Origin of the sequence: Haemophilus sp. SZY H68, assembly GCF_018829685.1 — a bacterium.
Taxonomy (GTDB): Bacteria; Pseudomonadota; Gammaproteobacteria; order Enterobacterales; family Pasteurellaceae; genus Haemophilus; species Haemophilus haemolyticus_K.
Genome location: NZ_JAHKKB010000002.1, coordinates 320694 through 340312, shown reverse-complemented (window position 1 = coordinate 340312; position 19619 = coordinate 320694). Strand labels below are relative to the sequence as shown.

The 19619-nt window shown below is 38.3% G+C and carries 20 protein-coding genes and 1 pseudogene; 20 read left to right on the top strand and 1 reads right to left on the bottom strand.

What is annotated here, in order from left to right; translation table 11 throughout:
- The first annotated feature begins 14 nt into the window (after positions 1-14).
- The 9 genes from KP712_RS05620 (at position 15) to KP712_RS05580 (ending at position 6846) form a co-directional block, all read left to right on the top strand.
- On the top strand, positions 15-608 hold the full coding sequence (locus KP712_RS05620) for an OmpH family outer membrane protein (protein WP_215770634.1): 594 nt from the start codon (positions 15-17) through the stop codon (positions 606-608).
- 15 nt (positions 609-623) lie between these two features.
- Complete coding sequence (gene lpxD / locus KP712_RS05615) at positions 624-1649, top strand: UDP-3-O-(3-hydroxymyristoyl)glucosamine N-acyltransferase (RefSeq protein ID WP_215770633.1); 1026 nt, start codon at positions 624-626, stop codon at positions 1647-1649.
- Positions 1650-1794: 145 nt separating this feature from the next.
- Entirely contained in the window at positions 1795-2199 is a 405-nt protein-coding gene (gene fabZ / locus KP712_RS05610; protein ID WP_065265486.1) for a 3-hydroxyacyl-ACP dehydratase FabZ, read from the top strand.
- A 14-nt stretch (positions 2200-2213) separates the two neighbouring features.
- Entirely contained in the window at positions 2214-3002 is a 789-nt protein-coding gene (gene lpxA, locus KP712_RS05605; RefSeq protein ID WP_065265399.1) for an acyl-ACP--UDP-N-acetylglucosamine O-acyltransferase, read from the top strand.
- A 66-nt stretch (positions 3003-3068) separates the two neighbouring features.
- Complete coding sequence (gene lpxB, locus KP712_RS05600) at positions 3069-4241, top strand: lipid-A-disaccharide synthase (protein ID WP_065265398.1); 1173 nt, start codon at positions 3069-3071, stop codon at positions 4239-4241.
- On the top strand, positions 4234-4839 hold the full coding sequence (gene rnhB, locus KP712_RS05595; RefSeq protein ID WP_065265397.1) for a ribonuclease HII: 606 nt from the start codon (positions 4234-4236) through the stop codon (positions 4837-4839). Before lpxB ends, rnhB begins: the two co-directional genes overlap by 8 nt.
- 27 nt (positions 4840-4866) lie before the next feature.
- Positions 4867-5460: a molybdopterin adenylyltransferase gene (mog, locus tag KP712_RS05590; RefSeq protein WP_048952787.1), complete on the top strand. Its 594-nt coding sequence runs from the start codon at positions 4867-4869 to the stop codon at positions 5458-5460.
- A 1-nt stretch (position 5461) separates the two neighbouring features.
- Positions 5462-5800, top strand: a complete 339-nt coding sequence (gene glnB / locus KP712_RS05585) for a nitrogen regulatory protein P-II (RefSeq protein WP_005627040.1) — start codon at positions 5462-5464, stop codon at positions 5798-5800.
- Positions 5800-6846: an AI-2E family transporter gene (locus tag KP712_RS05580; RefSeq protein WP_065265396.1), complete on the top strand. Its 1047-nt coding sequence runs from the start codon at positions 5800-5802 to the stop codon at positions 6844-6846. The genes glnB and KP712_RS05580 overlap by 1 nt, the downstream gene beginning before the upstream one ends.
- Positions 6847-6885: 39 nt before the next feature.
- Here KP712_RS05580 and priA read toward each other — a convergent pair whose 3' ends face one another.
- Entirely contained in the window at positions 6886-9078 is a 2193-nt protein-coding gene (gene priA, locus KP712_RS05575; RefSeq protein ID WP_111407643.1) for a primosomal protein N', read from the bottom strand.
- 84 nt (positions 9079-9162) lie between these two features.
- Here priA and trmB point away from each other — a divergent pair, with 84 nt between their 5' ends.
- The 11 genes and pseudogenes from trmB (at position 9163) to KP712_RS05520 (ending at position 19604) form a co-directional block, all read left to right on the top strand.
- Positions 9163-9903 (top strand): tRNA (guanosine(46)-N7)-methyltransferase TrmB, encoded by a 741-nt coding sequence (gene trmB / locus KP712_RS05570; protein ID WP_111407642.1) that lies wholly within the window; start codon positions 9163-9165, stop codon positions 9901-9903.
- A 117-nt stretch (positions 9904-10020) separates the two neighbouring features.
- Positions 10021-10365 (top strand): YggL family protein, encoded by a 345-nt coding sequence (locus tag KP712_RS05565; protein WP_065265393.1) that lies wholly within the window; start codon positions 10021-10023, stop codon positions 10363-10365.
- 188 nt (positions 10366-10553) lie between these two features.
- On the top strand, positions 10554-11096 hold the full coding sequence (gene napF, locus KP712_RS05560; protein WP_065265392.1) for a ferredoxin-type protein NapF: 543 nt from the start codon (positions 10554-10556) through the stop codon (positions 11094-11096).
- Positions 11080-11364: a chaperone NapD gene (locus KP712_RS05555; RefSeq protein ID WP_252346374.1), complete on the top strand. Its 285-nt coding sequence runs from the start codon at positions 11080-11082 to the stop codon at positions 11362-11364. The genes napF and KP712_RS05555 overlap by 17 nt, the downstream gene beginning before the upstream one ends.
- A 40-nt stretch (positions 11365-11404) precedes the next feature.
- A complete protein-coding gene (gene napA / locus KP712_RS05550) occupies positions 11405-13897 on the top strand; it encodes a nitrate reductase catalytic subunit NapA (RefSeq protein ID WP_065265391.1) in 2493 nt (830 codons plus the stop codon).
- A gap of 106 nt (positions 13898-14003) precedes the next feature.
- The gene (locus KP712_RS05545) at positions 14004-14567 is read left to right on the top strand and encodes a nitrate reductase cytochrome c-type subunit (RefSeq protein ID WP_048952793.1); all 564 of its coding nucleotides are present in this window, start codon (positions 14004-14006) and stop codon (positions 14565-14567) included.
- An 11-nt stretch (positions 14568-14578) separates the two neighbouring features.
- The gene (locus KP712_RS05540) at positions 14579-15181 is read left to right on the top strand and encodes a NapC/NirT family cytochrome c (protein ID WP_065265390.1); all 603 of its coding nucleotides are present in this window, start codon (positions 14579-14581) and stop codon (positions 15179-15181) included.
- 153 nt (positions 15182-15334) lie between these two features.
- Positions 15335-16159, top strand: a complete 825-nt coding sequence (gene ftsN / locus KP712_RS05535) for a cell division protein FtsN (RefSeq protein ID WP_111407641.1) — start codon at positions 15335-15337, stop codon at positions 16157-16159.
- Positions 16160-16194: 35 nt separating this feature from the next.
- Positions 16195-17655: pseudogene (locus KP712_RS05530) on the top strand (DUF3413 domain-containing protein); the annotation flags it as partial.
- Between the two features lie 197 nt (positions 17656-17852).
- Positions 17853-18845, top strand: a complete 993-nt coding sequence (locus tag KP712_RS05525) for an amidohydrolase family protein (protein ID WP_111407640.1) — start codon at positions 17853-17855, stop codon at positions 18843-18845.
- 195 nt (positions 18846-19040) lie between these two features.
- Positions 19041-19604, top strand: coding sequence for a TetR/AcrR family transcriptional regulator (locus tag KP712_RS05520; protein ID WP_140526467.1), 564 nt, complete (start codon positions 19041-19043; stop codon positions 19602-19604).
- Positions 19605-19619: the final 15 nt, after the last annotated feature.

Here is a 19619-nt window from a genome sequence, read left to right as displayed (position 1 = left end):
AGGAAATTTATAAAATGAAAAATGTTGTAAAAGTAACCGCACTTGCATTAGGTATTGCACTTGCTTCAGGCTACGCTGCTGCTGAGGAAAAAATTGCTTTCATTAATGCAGGTTATGTTTTCCAAAACCATCCAGATCGTCAAGCTGTTGCAGATAAATTAGATGCAGAATTTAAACCTGTTGCTGATAAATTAGCTGCAAGCAAAAAAGAAATTGATGATAAAATTGTTGCATCACGTAAAAAAGTAGAAGCAAAAGCAGCGGCATTAGAAAAAGATGCGGCACGTTTAAGTAAAGCTGATATTCAAAAACGTCAAGATGAAATTAATAAACTCGCAGCTTCTGAAGACGCTTCATTACAAAAATTGATGCAAGAACAAGATAAAAAAGTGGCTGAATTTCAAGCTCAAAATGAAAAACGTCAAGCTGAAGAGCGTGGTAAATTGCTAGATAGTATTCAAACTGCAACAAATAATTATGCAAAAGCAAATGGTTATAGCTATGTGCTTGATGCAAATTCAGTCGTATTTGCAGTAGAGGGTAAAGATATTAGTGATGCTGTGTTAAAAACAATTCCTGCAACACAAAAAACAGAAGAGAAAAAATAATAGGCTTTATTAATCATGTTAAAAACCTATTCTTTACAAGAATTGGCAACTCAAATCGGCGCTACCGTTCGCGGTAACGCCGATGTCGTTGTAGAAAATATCGCTCCTCTTGATAAGGCTCAATGTCATCAGCTTACTTTTATTTCTAATGCAAAGTTCCGTTCTTTATTAAAAGATTCTAAGGCAGGTATCTTGGTTGTATCAGAAGCCGATGTAGAGTTTTGTTCACCTGAAAGCAATTTATTAATCGTAAAAGATCCTTATGTTGCCTATGCCATTTTAGCCCAATATATGGATACTACGCCTAAAGCAGCTCAAGGTATTGCGCCTAGCGCGGTAGTCTCTGGTCATGCATCTTTGGGAGAGAATGTCTCCATCGGTGCAAATACTGTTATTGAAGATGGCGTTGTTCTTAGCGATAACGTTATTATCGGTGCAAATTGTTTTGTGGGTAAAAATACAAAAATCGGTGCGAACACACAGCTTTGGGCAAATGTAAGTATCTATCATGATGTAGAAATTGGTATAAATTGTTTAATTCAATCGGGTGCAGTGATTGGTAGCGATGGTTTTGGTTATGCAAATGATCGTGGACGTTGGATTAAAATTCCACAAGTTGGTCAGGTAATTATTGGTAATAATGTTGAAATAGGTGCTTGCACTTGTATTGATCGTGGTGCTTTAGATGCAACTGTTATTGAGGATAATGTTATTATTGATAATCTTTGTCAAATTGCCCATAACGTACATATTGGTACCGGCACCGCGGTTGCGGGAGGGGTCATTATGGCTGGAAGCTTAACAGTTGGGCGGTATTGCTTAATTGGTGGTGCGAGTGTAATCAATGGTCATATGGAAATCTGCGATAAGGTAACTATTACAGGTATGGGAATGGTGATGCGTCCAATTACTGAGCCTGGCGTCTATTCATCTGGTATTCCATTGCAAACGAACAAAGCATGGCGTAAAACTGCGGCATTAACTTTGGGAATTGATGAAATAAATAAACGTGTGAAAGCGTTAGAAAAGAAGATTAATTAATTTATTGTAGAGCGCACCAACTTTTATGGTGCGTTTTATTTTTAGCCGTAAATATCGTATAATCCGAGTGATTTTATTTGTTTATTTTTTGTAAGGTGTCAACGTGTCAGAACAACAACCAAGAGTGATCGAATCAAAAGAAATTATGACTTTATTACCACATCGCTATCCATTTTTATTAGTGGATCGCGTATTGGATTTTAAAGAAGGCGAATGGTTAAAAGCGATTAAAAATATCAGCGTCAATGAGCCTTGTTTCACAGGTCACTTCCCTGGCGAACCTATTTTACCGGGCGTTTTAATTTTAGAAGCTTTGGCACAAGCAATGGGCATTTTAGCCTTTAAAACTCACGAATTAAAAGGCGGTGAACTATTCTATTTCGCAGGTATTGATGAAGCGCGCTTTAAACGCCCAGTGTTACCTGGAGATCAAATGGAATTAAACGTTCAAGTGATTAAAGAACGCCGTGGCATCACTGCATTTACTGGTGTTGCAACCGTAAACGGTGAAATTTCTTGTGAAGCAAAACTAATGTGCGCTCGTCGTTAATTAAGGGGGTAAATATGATCCACCCAAATGCAAAAATCCATCCTACAGCCTTAGTTGAAGAAGGCTCAGTTATTGGTGAAGGTGTTGTTATTGGGCCTTTCTGTATTGTTGAAGGCACCGTTGAAATTAAAGCTCGCACTGTATTGAAATCTCACGTTGTCGTACGTGGTGATACGGTTATTGGCGAAGATAACGAAATCTATCAATTCGCTAGCATTGGTGAGGTGAACCAAGATTTAAAATATAACGGCGAAGCAACTAAAACTATTATTGGTAATGGCAACCGAATTCGTGAACATGTGACAATCCATCGTGGAACCATCCAAGGCGGTGGCGTAACCTCTATTGGCAATAACAATTTATTAATGGTGAATGTTCACGTTGCACACGATTGCCAAATTAAAAACAACTGTATTTTAGCAAACAATGCAACGCTTGCAGGTCACGTAGAATTAGATGATTTCGTCATTGTTGGTGGCATGTCAGCAATTCACCAATTTGTGATCGTTGGCGCACACGTCATGTTAGGCGGCGGTTCTATGGTAAGCCAAGATGTACCTCCTTACGTTATGGCACAAGGCAACCACGCCCGTCCATTTGGCGTAAACTTAGAAGGTTTAAAACGTCGTGGTTTTGATAAACCAACCATGCACGCAATCCGTAACGTTTATAAGATGATCTATCGTAGCGGCAAAACGCTCGAAGAAGTATTGCCAGAAATTGAGCAAATTGCGGAAACCGATTCAGCAATTAGTTTCTTTGTTGAATTTTTCAAACGTTCAACTCGCGGTATTATTCGTTAATAAAGTATCTCTGTTTTCAACCGCACTTTGCACACCAAGGTGCGGTTATTTTTTAGGATAAATTTGATGAACAAAACAAATCCAACCATTGCTCTTGTTGCAGGAGAAGTATCTGGTGATATTCTCGGTGCTGGTTTAATTCGCCAGCTCAAAGCTCATTATCCTAATGCTCGCTTTATTGGCATTGCTGGCCCAAGAATGTTGGCTGAAGGCTGTGAGACGCTTGTCGATATGGAAGAGCTTTCAGTCATGGGGTTGGCTGAAATTTTGAAACATCTTCCTCGTCTGTTGAAAATTCGCAAAAATGTCATTCAAACCATGTTGCAAGAAAAACCTGATGTTTACATCGGCATTGATGCACCTGATTTTAATTTGGATGTAGAACTCAAGCTCAAAGCAAACGGAATTAAAACTATTCATTACGTAAGCCCCTCTGTATGGGCGTGGCGTCAAAATCGCATTCACAAAATTGCCAAAGCGACTCATCAAGTTCTTGCCTTTTTGCCTTTTGAGAAAGCCTTTTACGATAAATTTAATGTGCCTTGCCGTTTTATTGGACACACAATGGCAGATGCTATTCCTCTCAAACCAAACCGTGTCGAAGCTTGCCAAATGCTACAGCTTGATCCCGCAAAGCGCTATTTAGCTATCTTAGTTGGAAGTCGTGGTTCAGAAGTGGAGTTTTTGACTGAGCCTTTCTTGAAAACCGCTTTATTGTTAAAAGAACAATTTCCTGATTTACAATTCCTAGTCCCTTTGGTGAACGAAAAACGACGAATTCAATTTGAAGCTATTAAAGCTAAAATTGCGCCAAACCTAGACCTGCATTTAATTGATGGCAATGCACGACAAGCAATGATCGTAGCTGATGCAACACTTCTTGCTTCAGGAACAGCAGCGCTTGAAGCAATGCTTTGTAAATCCCCTATGGTGGTTGGCTATAGAATGAAACCACTGACCTATTTCTTAGCAAAACGTTTAGTAAAAACTGATTATATTTCTTTACCAAACTTGCTTGCGAATGAAATGCTCGTTCCTGAAATGATTCAAGAAGAATGCACGCCAGAATTGCTCGCTGAAAAACTATCTGCTTATCTTTCTGATGATGAAAGTGCAGTAAAAAATCGCCATGTTTTAATTCAGCACTTCATAGATTTACACCAAAAAATTCAATGCAATGCCGATAAGCAAGCGGCTCAAGCAGTCATTGATTTATTAGAAGGAACAGAAAATGTTTGAATATCCACAAGGCTATGAATTGATCGCTGGCGTTGATGAAGTTGGGCGAGGCCCTCTAGTTGGGGCTGTTGTCACGGCAGCCGTTATTTTAGATCCGAATAAGCCAATTGAAGGCCTCGCTGATTCTAAAAAACTTTCTGAGAAAAAACGTTTAGCCCTTGCTGAAGAAATCAAAGAAAAAGCTCTTGCTTGGGCATTAGGTCGAGCTGAAGCTAACGAAATTGACGAGATAAATATCCTGCAAGCCTCCTTATTAGCAATGACTCGAGCAGTAAAATCTTTAAAAATTCAACCGCACTTTGTGTTGGTTGATGGCAATAAGATCCCAAAAGATTTAGATATTCCAGCGCAAGCCGTCGTAAAAGGCGATAGCCTTGTGGCGGAAATCAGTGCAGCCTCTATTTTGGCGAAAGTGGCACGAGACCAAGAAATGGAAGAATTAGACAAGCAATATCCAGAATACGCTTTCGCCCAGCATAAAGGCTATCCAACCAAATTACATTTAGAAAAATTAGCTGAACTTGGCGTGTTACCGCAACATCGTCGTAGTTTTACACCTGTTAAAAAGGTATTGGAAACTAAATTTACTGATAAATAGATATATACACTTAAAATAAGGAAAAATATGACCGCACTTTTAAAAATTGGTCTGGTGTCTGTTTCTGATCGCGCATCAGCAGGCGTGTATCAAGATCAAGGCATCCCAGAATTACAGGCTTGGTTAGAACAAGCTCTTGTTGATCCTTTCCATTTGGAAACAAGATTAATCCCCGATGAACAGCCAGTTATTGAACAAACATTAAAAGATCTGGTGGATGAACAAGGTTGCCATTTAGTGCTGACAACTGGTGGGACAGGGCCTGCAAAACGCGATGTAACGCCTGATGCTACCCTTGCGGTAGCAGATCGAGAAATGCCGGGTTTTGGCGAACAAATGCGTCAAGTGAGTTTGCATTTTGTGCCTACCGCAATTTTATCCCGCCAAGTAGGTGTGATTCGTAAGGAAAGCCTGATTTTAAATCTTCCGGGACAGCCTAAAGCGATTAAAGAAACCTTGGAAGGCGTGAAAGATAAAGAGGGAAATGTGCTTGTAAAAGGCATTTTCAGCGCGGTGCCTTATTGTTTGCAATTGATTAACGGCTTATATATTGATACCAAGCCTGAAATCATCGAAAGTTTCCGGCCTAAATCCGCAAGACGTGAAAATCTGGAGAAATAACATGAAAAAAATCGAAGCAATGATCAAACCGTTTAAATTAGACGATGTGCGCGAAAGTCTTTCAGATATTGGTATTTCAGGTATGACAATCACGGAAGTACGCGGATTTGGTCGCCAAAAAGGTCATACGGAACTTTATCGTGGTGCGGAATATATGGTGGACTTTCTGCCGAAGGTGAAATTGGAAGTGGTAGTTCCTGATGAGCTTGTGGATCAATGTATTGAAGCTATTATTGAAACGGCACAAACAGGCAAAATTGGTGACGGCAAAATTTTTGTTTATAACGTTGAGCGAGCGATCCGCATTCGCACGGGCGAAGAAAATGAGGATGCGATTTAGTGCAAAATAATTTAAATTTACACCGCACTTTGCTTGGCATTGCTGCGGTAATTATTATCTTAGCTGGCGTAAAATTGGCGGCAGAAATTGTCGTGCCATTCTTGCTATCGCTATTTATCGCGATCATTTGTTCACCGATGATTAAGGCGATGACACAACGCCGAATTCCTCATTGGTTAGCCATAACTTTGCTTTTCTTCTTGATTTCTTTGGTGTTTTTCTTTTTAGTCGGGCTGATTAACAGCACTGCAAGAGAATTTACCCAATCTATTCCACAATATAAAGTTTTACTTTCACAACGTGTGAGTGATCTAACAGGATTGTTGCAACGTTTCAATCTGCCTTTCACGCTTTCGCGTGAAACCATCCAAGAAAATTTTGACCCAAGCATCATTATGAATTTTGTGAGTCGAGTATTGCTGAATTTCTCTGGTGTGGTGAGCAATGTGTTTGTTTTAGTGTTGGTCGTAATTTTTATGCTTGCTGAAGCGCCAACGATGAAACATAAATTTGCTATGGTGATTAGTTCAACCCCTCATGATGCAGCCAAAGAAGAATGCCATATTGACCGAGTTTTGCAAGGCGTAATTGGTTATCTCGGCATTAAAAGTATCACCAGCTTGCTTACTGGCGTTGGTATTTTTATTTTGTTGGAAGCCTGTGGGGTTCAATATGCAATTTTGTGGGCAACCTTGAGTTTCTTGCTGAATTATATTCCCAATATTGGTTCTATCATTGCGGCTATTCCGATTATTGTGCAAGCCTTATTACTGAACGGTTTTGGAATTGGCTTTGGCGTAGCAGTTGGTGTTATTGCGATCAATATGATTGTCGGTAACATTATTGAGCCTAAAATGATGGGACAACGATTAGGGCTTTCAACCTTAGTAGTATTCCTTTCATTATTGTTTTGGGGATGGTTACTTGGAACAGTGGGAATGCTACTGTCAGTTCCTTTGACGATGGCATTAAAAATTGCCTTGGAGTCCAGTCCAAATACGGCGAAATATGCTTGTCTATTGGGTGATGTCGAAGATTTCAAATAGATTTTATAGAGAAAGTGCGGTGAATTTTCACCGCATTTTTTATGATAAGTCTTGTGGATCAACATCCAAAATTAATCGCACTTGGCTGTTTTTTTCAAGTTCGGCTTGTTGATATTCTCTTAATGCTTTTTGCAATGTCATTCTTGATGGATGCTGCAATAATAACTGCCAACGATATTGCCCTGCTTTTTTGCTGAACGGTGCAGGCATTGGGCCAAGCATTTGTAATCCCGCAATTTGTTTCGATTGAAAAAAATCTGCAATCTGGTTTAAGCAATTTTCTGCAAGCTCAGAATGTCTAGCCTGTGCTTTGAATAACGCCTGAAAAGTGAAAGGTGGCAATCCCATTGAATGGCGTAATTGTAAGGTTTCTTTTGCAAAAGCTTGGTAGCCATTCGCTAATAACGTAGTGAGCAAAGGATGATCAGGATAATGTGTTTGTAGCACGACTTCGCCTTGTTTATCGGCACGACCAGCACGTCCAGCAACTTGAACATAAAGTTGAGCTAAACGTTCTTCTGCACGAAAATCTAGTGAAAATAATGCACTATCTACATTCACTAAGGCAACGAGGGTAACATTCGGAAAATGATGTCCTTTTGCCAGCATTTGTGTGCCAATCAAAATTTGACTTTTGCCTTGTTGAATATCTTCTAAATAACCTTCCAATTTTCCTTTACGCGAAGTGCTATCGCGGTCGATTCGCGCTACAGAATAATGAGGAAATAGCGTTTTCAAGGTTTCTTCTAATTGTTCCGTGCCGAGACCTGTGGTGACTAAATGAGTCGAACCGCAATCACCACATTGTCGAGGAATAGTTTTCTGTGCACCACAATGATGACAACGCAATACATTTTGATGCTGATGATAGGTATAAGGTTTTTCACAATGAGGGCATTGTGCAATCCAACCACATTCATGGCAAAGCAATACGGGCGCAAAGCCACGACGATTTAAGAAAAGCAGAACTTGATTGCCTTTTTCTAGGTGAGCTTTCATTCGCTCCAATAAGGGTTTTGAAAGCCCGTTTTGTATGTTTTGATTTTTCAAATCAATAACGAAATGACGAAGTGCGGTAGAATTCCCCGCTCTTTTTGATAACACTAAATGTTGGTATTTGCCGTTTTGTACATTATTAATACTTTCTAAACTTGGCGTGGCGGAACCCATTAATACCGCAATATTTAGTTTTTGAGCCAGTACAATCGCCAAGTCTCGCGCGTGATAACGCCAACTGTCTTGCTGTTTGTAAGACGCGTCGTGTTCTTCGTCCAAAATAATTGCACCAAGATTAGAAAATTGTGTGAACAATGCCGATCTCGTACCAATCACAATGGCACTTTGTCCAGAGCGGGCGCGATCCCATACATAAAGCCGTTGCGTATCGGTTAAATTAGAATGAAGAACATCAATTTCTACATTGAAACGCGCTTTGAAACGGTGCACCGTTTGTGGTGTTAGCCCAATTTCGGGCACAAGCACTAATACTTGCTTATCCGATTTTAAAATTTCTTCAATATACTGCAGATAAATTTCTGTTTTGCCTGAACCAGTTACCCCATCGAGCAGCCATACATTGAAACCAGAATGAAAGAGCAATTGACTGAAGGCTAAGGCTTGCTGCTTATTTAAGGTTAAACGATTTTCAGCATTGACAATTGGGTTATCGCCTAAGCTTTGTTGCCAGCTTAGGGGCTTTGTTTGGATAGTAATTTCCTCAATAAACCCTTTGGCTTTTAAGACTGACCAAATCGCAGAGGAAAACTCATTATTGCCTTTTTCAAGATCAGTTTCAGATAAGCATTGTAGGGCTTCAACTTGCTTTTTCGAGCGTTTTAACAGGCCTTGTTCAAGCGCATTTTTCCCCGCATCTGTAATTCGCCAAAAAGTACAGTCATTTTTCACCGCACTTTCTCCGTTACGCAATTTCACAGGCAAGGCTTGAAATAACACATCGCCTAATCCTGCTTGATAATAATTTGCTGCCCAATGAAGCCAATCCCAATAAATTGGGGTGAAGAGCGGTGCTAAATCTAATGGTTGAAGAATGGTTTTGAGCTTATCTTCTGGCACGTCTGATTTTGTCGGGAAATCAGCCACAATGGCGACGCGTTTTTGCGTACCAAAAGGCACAAGAACACGTGTGCCGATTTGTAATGAAACATCATCGGGGAAGAGATAATCAAATAAACGAGGAAGCGGCACAGCCAGTGCCACTCGGACAATTTTCATAATCAACCTTGGGAAAAAATTTGCCCTATTATACGAGAAAAACGTGTATAATCGCCGCCAATTTTTTTCACGAACAAGATTTTTATGATACAAACTTTTGCTGATCAAAAACGTAAAACCGTTGAAACCGCAGAATTTACCGAAGATGGCCGCTATAAACGCAAAGTCCGTAGTTTTGTTCTCCGCACTGGTCGTTTGAGCGAATTTCAGAAAAACATGATGAATGATAACTGGGGAACACTTGGTTTAGACTATCAAACGGAACCTTTTGATTTTGCGAAGATTTATGGCAATGATAATCCAGTTGTATTAGAAATTGGCTTTGGAATGGGAAAATCGCTCGTGGATATGGCTTTTGCTAATCCTGACAAAAATTATCTTGGCATTGAAGTTCATACCCCGGGTGTTGGTGCTTGTATTGCTTATGCTGTGGAAAAAGGCGTAACGAATTTACGCGTGATTTGTCATGATGCAACGGAAATTTTACGAGACAGTATTGCAGATGGTGCGCTTGGCGGTTTACAGTTATTTTTCCCCGATCCTTGGCATAAAGCAAAACATCATAAACGTCGTATTGTTCAACCGCACTTTGTGGCACAAGTGGTACAAAAATTAGGTGAAAATGGTTTTATCCATATGGCTACAGATTGGGAAAATTATGCAGAACAAATGCTAGAAGTATTAAGTGCAAACACCGATTTAGTGAATACCTCGAAAAATGGCGATTATATTCCAAGACCAGATTTTAGACCTTTAACTAAATTTGAAGCCAGAGGCCACAGACTTGGTCATGGTGTTTGGGATTTATACTTTGTGAAGAAATAAGCCTATTTTGGGCAAATTAACTTTTGGGTGAAGATTGATGTTGGGGAAATCCGATGCCAAATTCACGAATTTAATATAGAATACTGATTTGAATACGACCTTAATAGGAGAAATACCATGTCTAAATCTTACAATCAACGTCAACGCAAAAAACTTCACCTTGCTGAATTCCAAGAACTCGGTTTTCTTGTAAATTTCCAATTTGCAGAAGGTACTGCGATTGAAACTGTAGATGAAATCGTTGATCGTTTTATTAACGAAGTGATTCAACCAAATGGTCTAGCTTATGAAGGTAGCGGGTATTTACATTGGGAAGGTTTAGTTTGCCTAGAAAAAATTGGTAAATGTGATGAAAGCCACCGTGAAACTGTGAAAAAATGGTTAGAAAAAAATGGTTTGCAACAAATTGAAGTAAGCGAATTATTTGATATTTGGTGGGAATATCCAGCAAAAGCAGAGTAGTTTTGTTAAAATATTGTGGTAAAAAACAACTATGTCGAGTTATTTTTTATTACGATTTAAATTTGATCTATCACAAAGAAAGTTCAAAAAAAGTAAATAACTACCTATTATGGGTGGTTCCTATTTCTAGTTAGGAACTTCATAATCACCACCCCAAAAGTACTGACGGATTTATAGAAGGCACCTGGATGACTGTTGAAAACTTGCCCCGCAGACAATTTTTACGAGGTAAATTTTTAACATCTTTGCATACGAAAACTGAGCAGAAACAAGGCTTTGATGGAGTCCGCCCTCCTTGGGCTGTTGAAAATTCTATTTTTGTAGAGCAATGTACGCGCTGTGGTGATTGCCTTTCTATATGTGAAACCAATATTTTGGTAAAAGGTGATGGTGGATTCCCCGAAGTGTGTTTCGATAAGGGGGAATGTACTTTTTGTGGAAAATGTGTAGATATATGTAAACAACCAATTTTTCGTTCTTGTTCTGAGCAACCTTGGAACCATAAAATTGAGATTGGTAAAGATTGTTTAACTGAAAAAAATATAGCTTGTCGTAGTTGTCAAGATAATTGCCCAAAGAACGCAATTAAATTTCGTTGGCAAGCAGGTGGAATAGCCAAGCCTGTATTAGATGTGGATGCTTGTAACGGTTGTGGCGCTTGCATTCAACGTTGTCCTGTTGATGCGATAACTTTGTTTTACCCATCTCACAATAATGAAAATGAAAATTAACGATTTAATAAAAACAGATACAGTTGAGAAATGGCAGGTTTGTGGCATTGTTGTGCAATGTATGGTGTCAAAACTTGGTATAATTCAAAGTGAGCTTTCCAAATTACCTGATACTGAAATTCATGCAGTCAATGAGGAAAATGGTAAAATTGTTGCAGTAATGCAAGCAAATAGTCAGAAAGAATTAGCTAATCGTATGGAATTGGCTAGAGATATTGATGGTGTTATTACGGTTTCGTTAGTTTATCATCAAGTAGAAGATAATTAGTTTTTTATTTTTTAGTGTTAATAATAGTGGGGGAAACACTATGAGCATAAGTCGTCGTGACTTTATGAAGGCAAATGCTGCTGCAGCGGCAGCAGTTGCTGCTGGTATTAGTATTCCAATCAAAAATGTTGCAGCGGAAGAAAATATCAATAAAGATATTCATTGGGAAAAAGCACCTTGCCGTTTCTGTGGTACAGGTTGTAGTGTAATGGTTGGTACACAAGATGGCCGTGTTGTTGCTACTTATGCCGATCCAGATGCTGAAGTAAACCGTGGATTGAATTGTATTAAAGGGTTGTTCTTATCTAAAATTATGTATGGTAAGGATCGTTTAACCCAGCCATTGCTTCGAATGAAAGATGGTAAATATGATAAAAATGGTGAGTTTACGCCAGTAAGTTGGGAAACTGCATTTACTGTATTTGCGGATAAAACGAAAGAAGCAATTCGTAAGAAAGGTCCAAGTTCTGTTGCACATTACTGCTCTGGTCAAACTACAGTTATTGAAGGCTACGCAAAATCTAAATTCTATAAAGCTGGTTTACGTTCAAACAATATTGATCCAAATGCGCGTCAATGTATGGCATCTGCCGCAACTGGCTTTATTCGTACCTTTGGTGTTGATGAACCGATGGGATGTTATGATGACATCGAGAATGCGGATGTTATGGTGCTTTGGGGCTCTAATATGGCTGAAATGCACCCAATTTTATGGTCACGTATTGCCGATCGCAAATTAAACCACCCAGATCTGAAAATTTTTGTTCTTTCAACGTTTGAACATCGTTCATTTGAATTAGCAGATTATGGCATTGTATTCATTCCTCAAACAGACCTAGCTATTGCTAACTATATTTCAAACTATATCATCCAAAATGGTGGTGTAGATGAGAAATTTGTTGCAGAAAATACTAAATTTAAAAAGGCTACAACAGATATTGGTTATGCACTTAGACCCGATCATGCTTTAGAAAAAGCTGCGAAAAATGCGGGGAAAGGTGCAGGTAAAATGCTTGATTTTACTTTTGATGAATATAAGAAGTTTGTATCAGAGTATGATCTTGAGTATACCCATAAACTAACAGGGGTTCCTAAAAATCAATTAGAAGCACTTGCACAGGCATATGCTGATCCAAAAACAAATGTTACTTCATTCTGGACAATGGGTGTTAACCAGCATACTCGTGGTGTGTGGTTAAACCAAATGTTACATAGTTTACATTTATTAACAGGCAAGATTTCTAAACCAGGTAACCACCCATTCTCTTTGACTGGTCAACCATCTGCTTGTGGTACTGCTCGTGAAGTTGGAACATTCCCACACCGTTTACCTGCGGATATGGTTGTTACCAACCCACAACATGTGGCAAAAGCAGAAAGTATTTGGAAATTACCGGCTGGTGCGGTACAAACGCAAGTTGGTTTGTCAATTAATGAAATTGACCGTGCGATGAAAGATGGCAAAATCAATGTTTACTGGCAAATGTGTAATAACCATATGCAGTCGGGTCCAAATAGTAATCAGGAACGTATGCCAGCTTGGCGAGATCCACAAAACTTTATTGTTGTATCGGATCCTTATCCAACAGCAAGTGCAGTAGCGGCTGACTTAATTTTACCAACTGCAATGTGGGTGGAAAAAGAAGGAGCTTTTGGTAACGCTGAGCGTCGTACCCAAGCATGGAAACAGCAAGTAAAAGCACCCGGTGAGGCAAAATCTGATTTATGGCAAGTTCTTGAGTTTTCTAAATATTTTAAAACTGATGAAGTTTGGCCAAAAGAATTGCTTGACGCTAATCCGCAATTTAAAGGTAAAACGTTATATGAAGTGCTTTATTTAAATGGCAACGTGAATAAATTTGAAAAACCAACAGATCATTTAAATGATGATGCTGAACATTTTGGCTTCTATTTACAAAAAGGTTTATTTGAAGAATATGCTGAGTTTGGGCGCGGTCACGGACACGATTTAGCACCATATGATATGTATCAAAGTGAAGAAGTTCGTGGATTACGTTGGCCTGTCGTAAATGGTGTTGAAACACGTTGGCGTTATCGTAAGGGCTATGACTTCTTTGCTTCTAAAGACCGTGAAGTTGATTTCTATGGTCAAAAAGATAAACGAGCAGTTATTTTTGCCGCACCTTATGAGGCTCCTGCAGAATCACCAGATGAAGAATACGATATGTGGTTATGTACTGGCCGTGTTTTAGAACATTGGCATACAGGTACTATGACACGTCGTGTACCAGAAATTCACCGTTCATTCCCAAACAATGTTGTATATATGCATCCGCTAGATGCTGAGGCACGTGGAATGCGTCATGGCGATAAAATTAAATTGATTACTCGTCGTGGTGAGATGGTATCTTATTTAGATACACGTGGACGTAATAAGCCACCTCGCGGTTTAGTTTTCACTATGTTCTTTGATGCGGGTCAGCAAGTTAACCGCTTAACCTTAGATGCGGCAGACCCAATTTCAAAAGAAACTGACTATAAAAAATGTGCAGTTAAAGTAGTAAAAGCGTAAAACGTATGCGGTCATAGTAAAATAATAGAAATATGGCCGCACTTTATCGTATTTTTTAACGGCTTATGCCAATTTTGTGAAAATAAATTCACAAATGGAGTGAAAAATGAAAAAGATGATGGCCATGATTATGGCATTATTGGGATGTTCAGCCATGCTTCATGCTGAAGTTTATCCGAATACTAATGTAGAAGTGGTGAAATCAGGTGTTGAAAATGCACATGAAGCAATTCAACCTGAGTTTAAAAATAACCTAAAAGATACAGGTATCCAACCTCGTGATATGCTTTTTGCACCGCCTGTAGTACCACACAGTATTAAAGGGATGCAAGTGAGTAAAAACACAAACCGTTGTTTAGAATGCCATAATGCTGATGTAGCTCAACTTGTTGGCGCTACTGTACCAAGTAAAACTCACTTTTATGATCGTGAAGGGCATTTAGGCGATACAGTCTCTGCACGTCGTTATTTCTGTTTACAATGTCATGTTCCACAAACTGATGCAAAACCGATTGTTGAACAAACATATCGCTCTACACCAGGTTATGATAGAAAAGCAGATCAACCGTTACCACAAGTGACTAAAACGCCTGAATATAAAGAAAAATTTGAGGAAACGCTCAAAGAATTTGGTCATTCTTCAGATAAATATTTGAACCAACATCATTAAGGTGAGCAAAAATGAAAAAATTAACAAATTTAATTAAATCTTTTTGGCATTGGTTCAGAACACCAAGCCGAATTGCAGTGGGAACAATCATTTCACTTGCATTTATTGCAGGAATTTTGGCTTGGGTGGGCTTTAATTATGGTCTAGCTGAAACCAATACAGAAAAATTCTGTTCAAGCTGTCATACAAATGATGTTTATCCTGAATATTTGCATAGTACCCATTTTCAAACACGTACAGGTGTAGGCGCGAGCTGTCCAGATTGTCACGTTCCACATGAGTTTGGTCCAAAAATATTACGCAAAATTGTTGCAGCAAAAGAAGTTTATGCATTTTATACTGGTAAAGTGGATACTATTGAGAAATTCAATGAACGTCGTTTACATATGGCCGAAAATGAGTGGGCACGTATGAAGGCGAATGATTCTCAAGAATGTCGTAACTGCCATAAAATGGATCGTATGGATCGTTCTCAACAAAAAGAAGTAGCGGCGAAGATGCATAAGTTCGCTGAAGAAAATGGTAAAACTTGTATCGACTGTCATAAAGGTATTGCACATAAGTTACCTGATATGAAAGATGTCGAATCAGGATTTAAGAAAGAAGAGAAATAATTCTTTCAGCAATGTATAGGAAAATACCGTACTCTGTAAAAGTACGGTATTTTTTTATCTGATTTTTATCCTAGAAAAAAAGTGAATTTTTCAGTAAAATCGTCGAGTTTTATAAAATGATTAAAAAAATTACTCAAAGTTTAGGGATTTATCGTGGCTCATCGAGATTTTGTTGCGCGTCGTGGCGTAAATAAGAAAAAAGGAAAAAATAAGAATATTTTAATTGGGATGATGATTGCAGTTGTCTTTGCATTTGGTATTGGGCTTTATTTCCTGAAAAATAAAACAGAGGAAAAAGTAGTGAAAGAAATTATTCCTCAAACAGAAAAAACGCAGCCTAAAAGTATTTTACCTAATCGTCCTGAAGAAGTTTGGAGTTATATTAAAGCGTTAGAAACGCGTACGGTGCCTGTTGATGATAAGCCATCTAGTGTAGAAAAAAATATGCGTTTAACAGAAGAACAACGTCAAGTTTTAATCCAAATGGAGAAAGATCAAAAAGCAGCAGAGGAAGCTCGTAAATTAGCTGAACAACAAGCAGCTCAAGAATCTACTAAGGTTGATAATCTATCAAAAAGTACGGTGGTTCAGCAATCATCACCGGTTAAAACAGAGCAAGTTAAAAAAGTAGAAACCGTAAAAATTGACACTCTTAGCATTGAAGCCGAAAAAAAAGCTAAACAAGCTAAATTAGATACAGCGAAGAAAGTGGAATCTATTAAAACTGTTGAGCCGGTTAAAACTACAGAGAATGAAAATGGCAGTAAGAAGTTTGGTTTACAGTGTGGTGCTTTTAAGAACCGAGCCCAGGCTGAAAGTTTACAGGGAAGATTGGCAATGACAGGTTTTAATGCACAAGTACAAGTAAATGGTGAATGGAATAGAGTACGAATTGGAAATTTCGCCAATCGAGATGCAGCAATGCAAGCTCAGAGTAAAGCAAAGGGTGTTGCAGATTGCGTGGTGATTGGTATGTAATCAATCAGTTAATTTTACAGGTTAAGTGCGGTGATTTTTCCACGATTTGTACAACCTTATTATTATTTGATACCGCCGTTTTCAATCGTTTTAATCTGCATTTATCCTCTGTTGTATGGAATTTACTGGTCAATCCCAGAAAATGGTGAAATGTCAAGCGATTGGCAAATATTCTTTGCACCAATGCCAATAATTTTACTGGCTCAAATGTTATTTTCTCGCTGGAGTTGGGAAAAATTACGCAGTCTTGAACGACAAAAATGGCTAAAAGGCACAGGCATATTCTTAACCGCAACGTTCATTACGACGCATTTAATTTATGCTTAGGCAGATGCTTATTTGTATCGTCCTATCATGTAACGCTCTAATTTCCCTTTATCTTATCCAATGACAGCTCGTTCTTTTTTAGAAAAACACGGTTTCTTGGATGGAGAAGAATATACGCAAAAATTGGCACAAGAAGGCCGTTTAGATGCCTTAAAAATTGATTATCCGAAAAAAGCACTCTCTTACGCACCCATTACGTACAAACCTAATGTTCTGATCGTAACGGTTTCGGGTTTGCGCCATGATGCGATTTCTAATGAAAAGATGCCAAAACTTGCTGAATTTGCAACAAGTTCAACCGAATTCACTAATCATTACAGCATAGGTAATAGTAACAACGCAGGCTTGATTGGGTTATTTTACGGGCTAAATGCAAATTATACCGATAGCATTTTAAGCAATCATACCCAATCTGTTTTAATCGAAAAATTACGTGCTGAAAATTATCAACTGGGTTTATTTTCTGCTACGAATTCAAAGATAGCGTCTTCCGCCAAGCATTATTTCGTGAAATGAAACTTTCGTCGAATAAAACCAACAAGCCAAATAATGAAAGTGCGGTAAAAAATCTCAATGATTTTATTAAAGCACAAAAAACAGACTCCCCTTGGTTTGCTTATTTGGATTTAGCCTTGGAGGTTAAATCCCTATCAGACTATGACCGCACTTTGCAAGACATTGATTCTCTTTTAGCAAAAGCGTTAGAAAGTACACCGCTTGAAAATACATTAGTCATCATCACGTCAGAGCATGGTGTAACCTTTAATGAAATGAATGAAAAAGAGCGAGAAAACTACTTTGGGTGAGATGAGGTTCAAGTGCCATTGCTTGTATATTGGAAAGATTTACCGGTAGGCAAACAAAATGGATTAAGTAATCATGCGGATATTTTCTCTGCATTAATGCAAACGGTGTTCGGCGTAGAAAACTCGTTGATGGATTATAGTCAGGGACGCAATCTCTTTGATCTTAAGGGTGATGACTGGGTGCTTGCCTCTAATTTCCACTGGAATGAGGTGATTCAACCAGATGGAACACAATATCACATTGATCGCAAAGGTAATTACAAAAAATTCGATAAAGATTATATTGAGCAATCGTCAGATAGACCGCCACTTGGAATCTTCTTAGAAGCCTTCCAATTACAAAATTTCTTCTTTGAAAAATAGCCTATAAGGGCATAAAAGAATAGATTTTTTGCCCTTAAGCCTTTATACTCATGACTCAGTTTAAGACTGAAAAATGTTATTAATGAAAATCCGTGAGTTTTTCATAACATTATCATAATGCTTCTCGCCGTACTTACAGTACCTTTCAATTAATATACATTCTCGTCTTTTTATCCTTTCTTTTTTACGGAGTTTGTATGAAAAGCCACGTTTGTAGTTTTAAAACCTATATTTGCGATGAAATTATCAAAAAAGGCGGATGGGTAAATGCCCATGCACATGCTGATCGCGCTTTTACGATGACGCCAGAGAAAATTGGGATTTATCATAGTAGTAATTTGCAACAAAAATGGGATTTAGTGGATGAAGTAAAACGCACTTCCAGTGTTGATGATTATTACGCACGTTTTTGCCAATCTATTGAATTAATGATATCCCAAGGTGTTACCGCATTTGGTACCTTTGTCGATATAGACCCAATTTGTGAAGATCGTGCAATTATTGCCGCGCACAAAGCTCGCGAAGTGTATAAACATGACATTATTTTGAAATTTGCCAATCAAACTTTAAAAGGGGTAATTGAACCCACTGCGCGTAAATGGTTTGATATTGGTGCAGAAATGGTAGATATGATTGGTGGCTTACCATATCGTGATGAATTGGATTATGGTCGCGGCCTAGAGGCGATGGATATCTTGTTAGATAAGGCCAAATCTCTTGGAATTATGTGTCATGTACATGTCGACCAATTCAACAATCCAAGCGAAAAAGAAACTGAGCAACTTTGTGACAAAACCATTGAACACGGAATGGAGGGGCGAGTTGTGGGTATCCACGGGATTTCCATTGGCTCACATTCAAAAGAATATCGCTATAAACTTTACGAAAAAATGCGTAAAGCTAAAATGATGATGATAGCCTGTCCTATGGCATGGATTGACAGCAATCGAAAAGAAGATCTTATGCCATTCCATAATGCACTCACGCCAGCAGATGAAATGATCCCCGAAGGTATCACTGTTGCCCTAGGCACGGATAATATTTGTGATTATATGGTTCCTCTATGTGAAGGCGACTTATGGCAAGAATTAAGCCTATTAGCTGCGGGATGCCGTTTCCCTCACTTAGATGAAATGGTCAACATCGCAAGCATTAACGGTCGTAAAGTGTTAGGACTAGAGCCAATTTAGCTTTTTATTCTCCCAATCAAAAGTGCGGTCAAAATGGGTAACATTTAAAAGTTGATTAAAAAATCTAGCTTTTAAATGTTACCCATTTTTGTTGTGCTTTTGTGTTTTTTAACTTGCCAAAAAATAAAAAACAAATAAAATGAACGCTGATTCATTTTTGAGCAATTATTGCTCCTTATTTTACTCAAGGATCTTATGCGACAAGCTAAAACAGACTTAGCTGAACAGATTTTTTCAGCGACAGATCGTTTAATGGCAAAAGAAGGGTTGAATCAACTTTCTATGCACAAACTTGCGAAAGAAGCGAATGTAGCCGCAGGAACGATTTACCTTTATTTTAAAAACAAAGATGAGTTGCTTGAACAATTTGCACACAGAGTGTTTTCAATGTTTATGGCAACGCTTGAAAAAGATTTTGATGAATCTAAGCCTTTTTTCGAACAGTATCGACAAATGTGGAAAAACATTTGGTATTTCTTACAAGAAAATCTCACCATTCTGTCTAATTTAAAACAGTATGAATCCTTACCTAATTTCAAGGATATTTGTAAAAACATTAAAAATTGCCGTTGGGATTTATTTTGTCATCAAGCACAAAAAGCTGGCTTATTAGCGGAATTATCTGAAGATATTCTCTTTTTATTAAGTTTGAAAACTGCAATAAATTTAGCCTCTGATGCAAAATTTATCGATTTCGATCTTAATCCTGAAATTTTAGAATCTGTGATCGAACGCTCTTGGCGTGCGATTCAGAAATAATTGTTGTTATTTTTA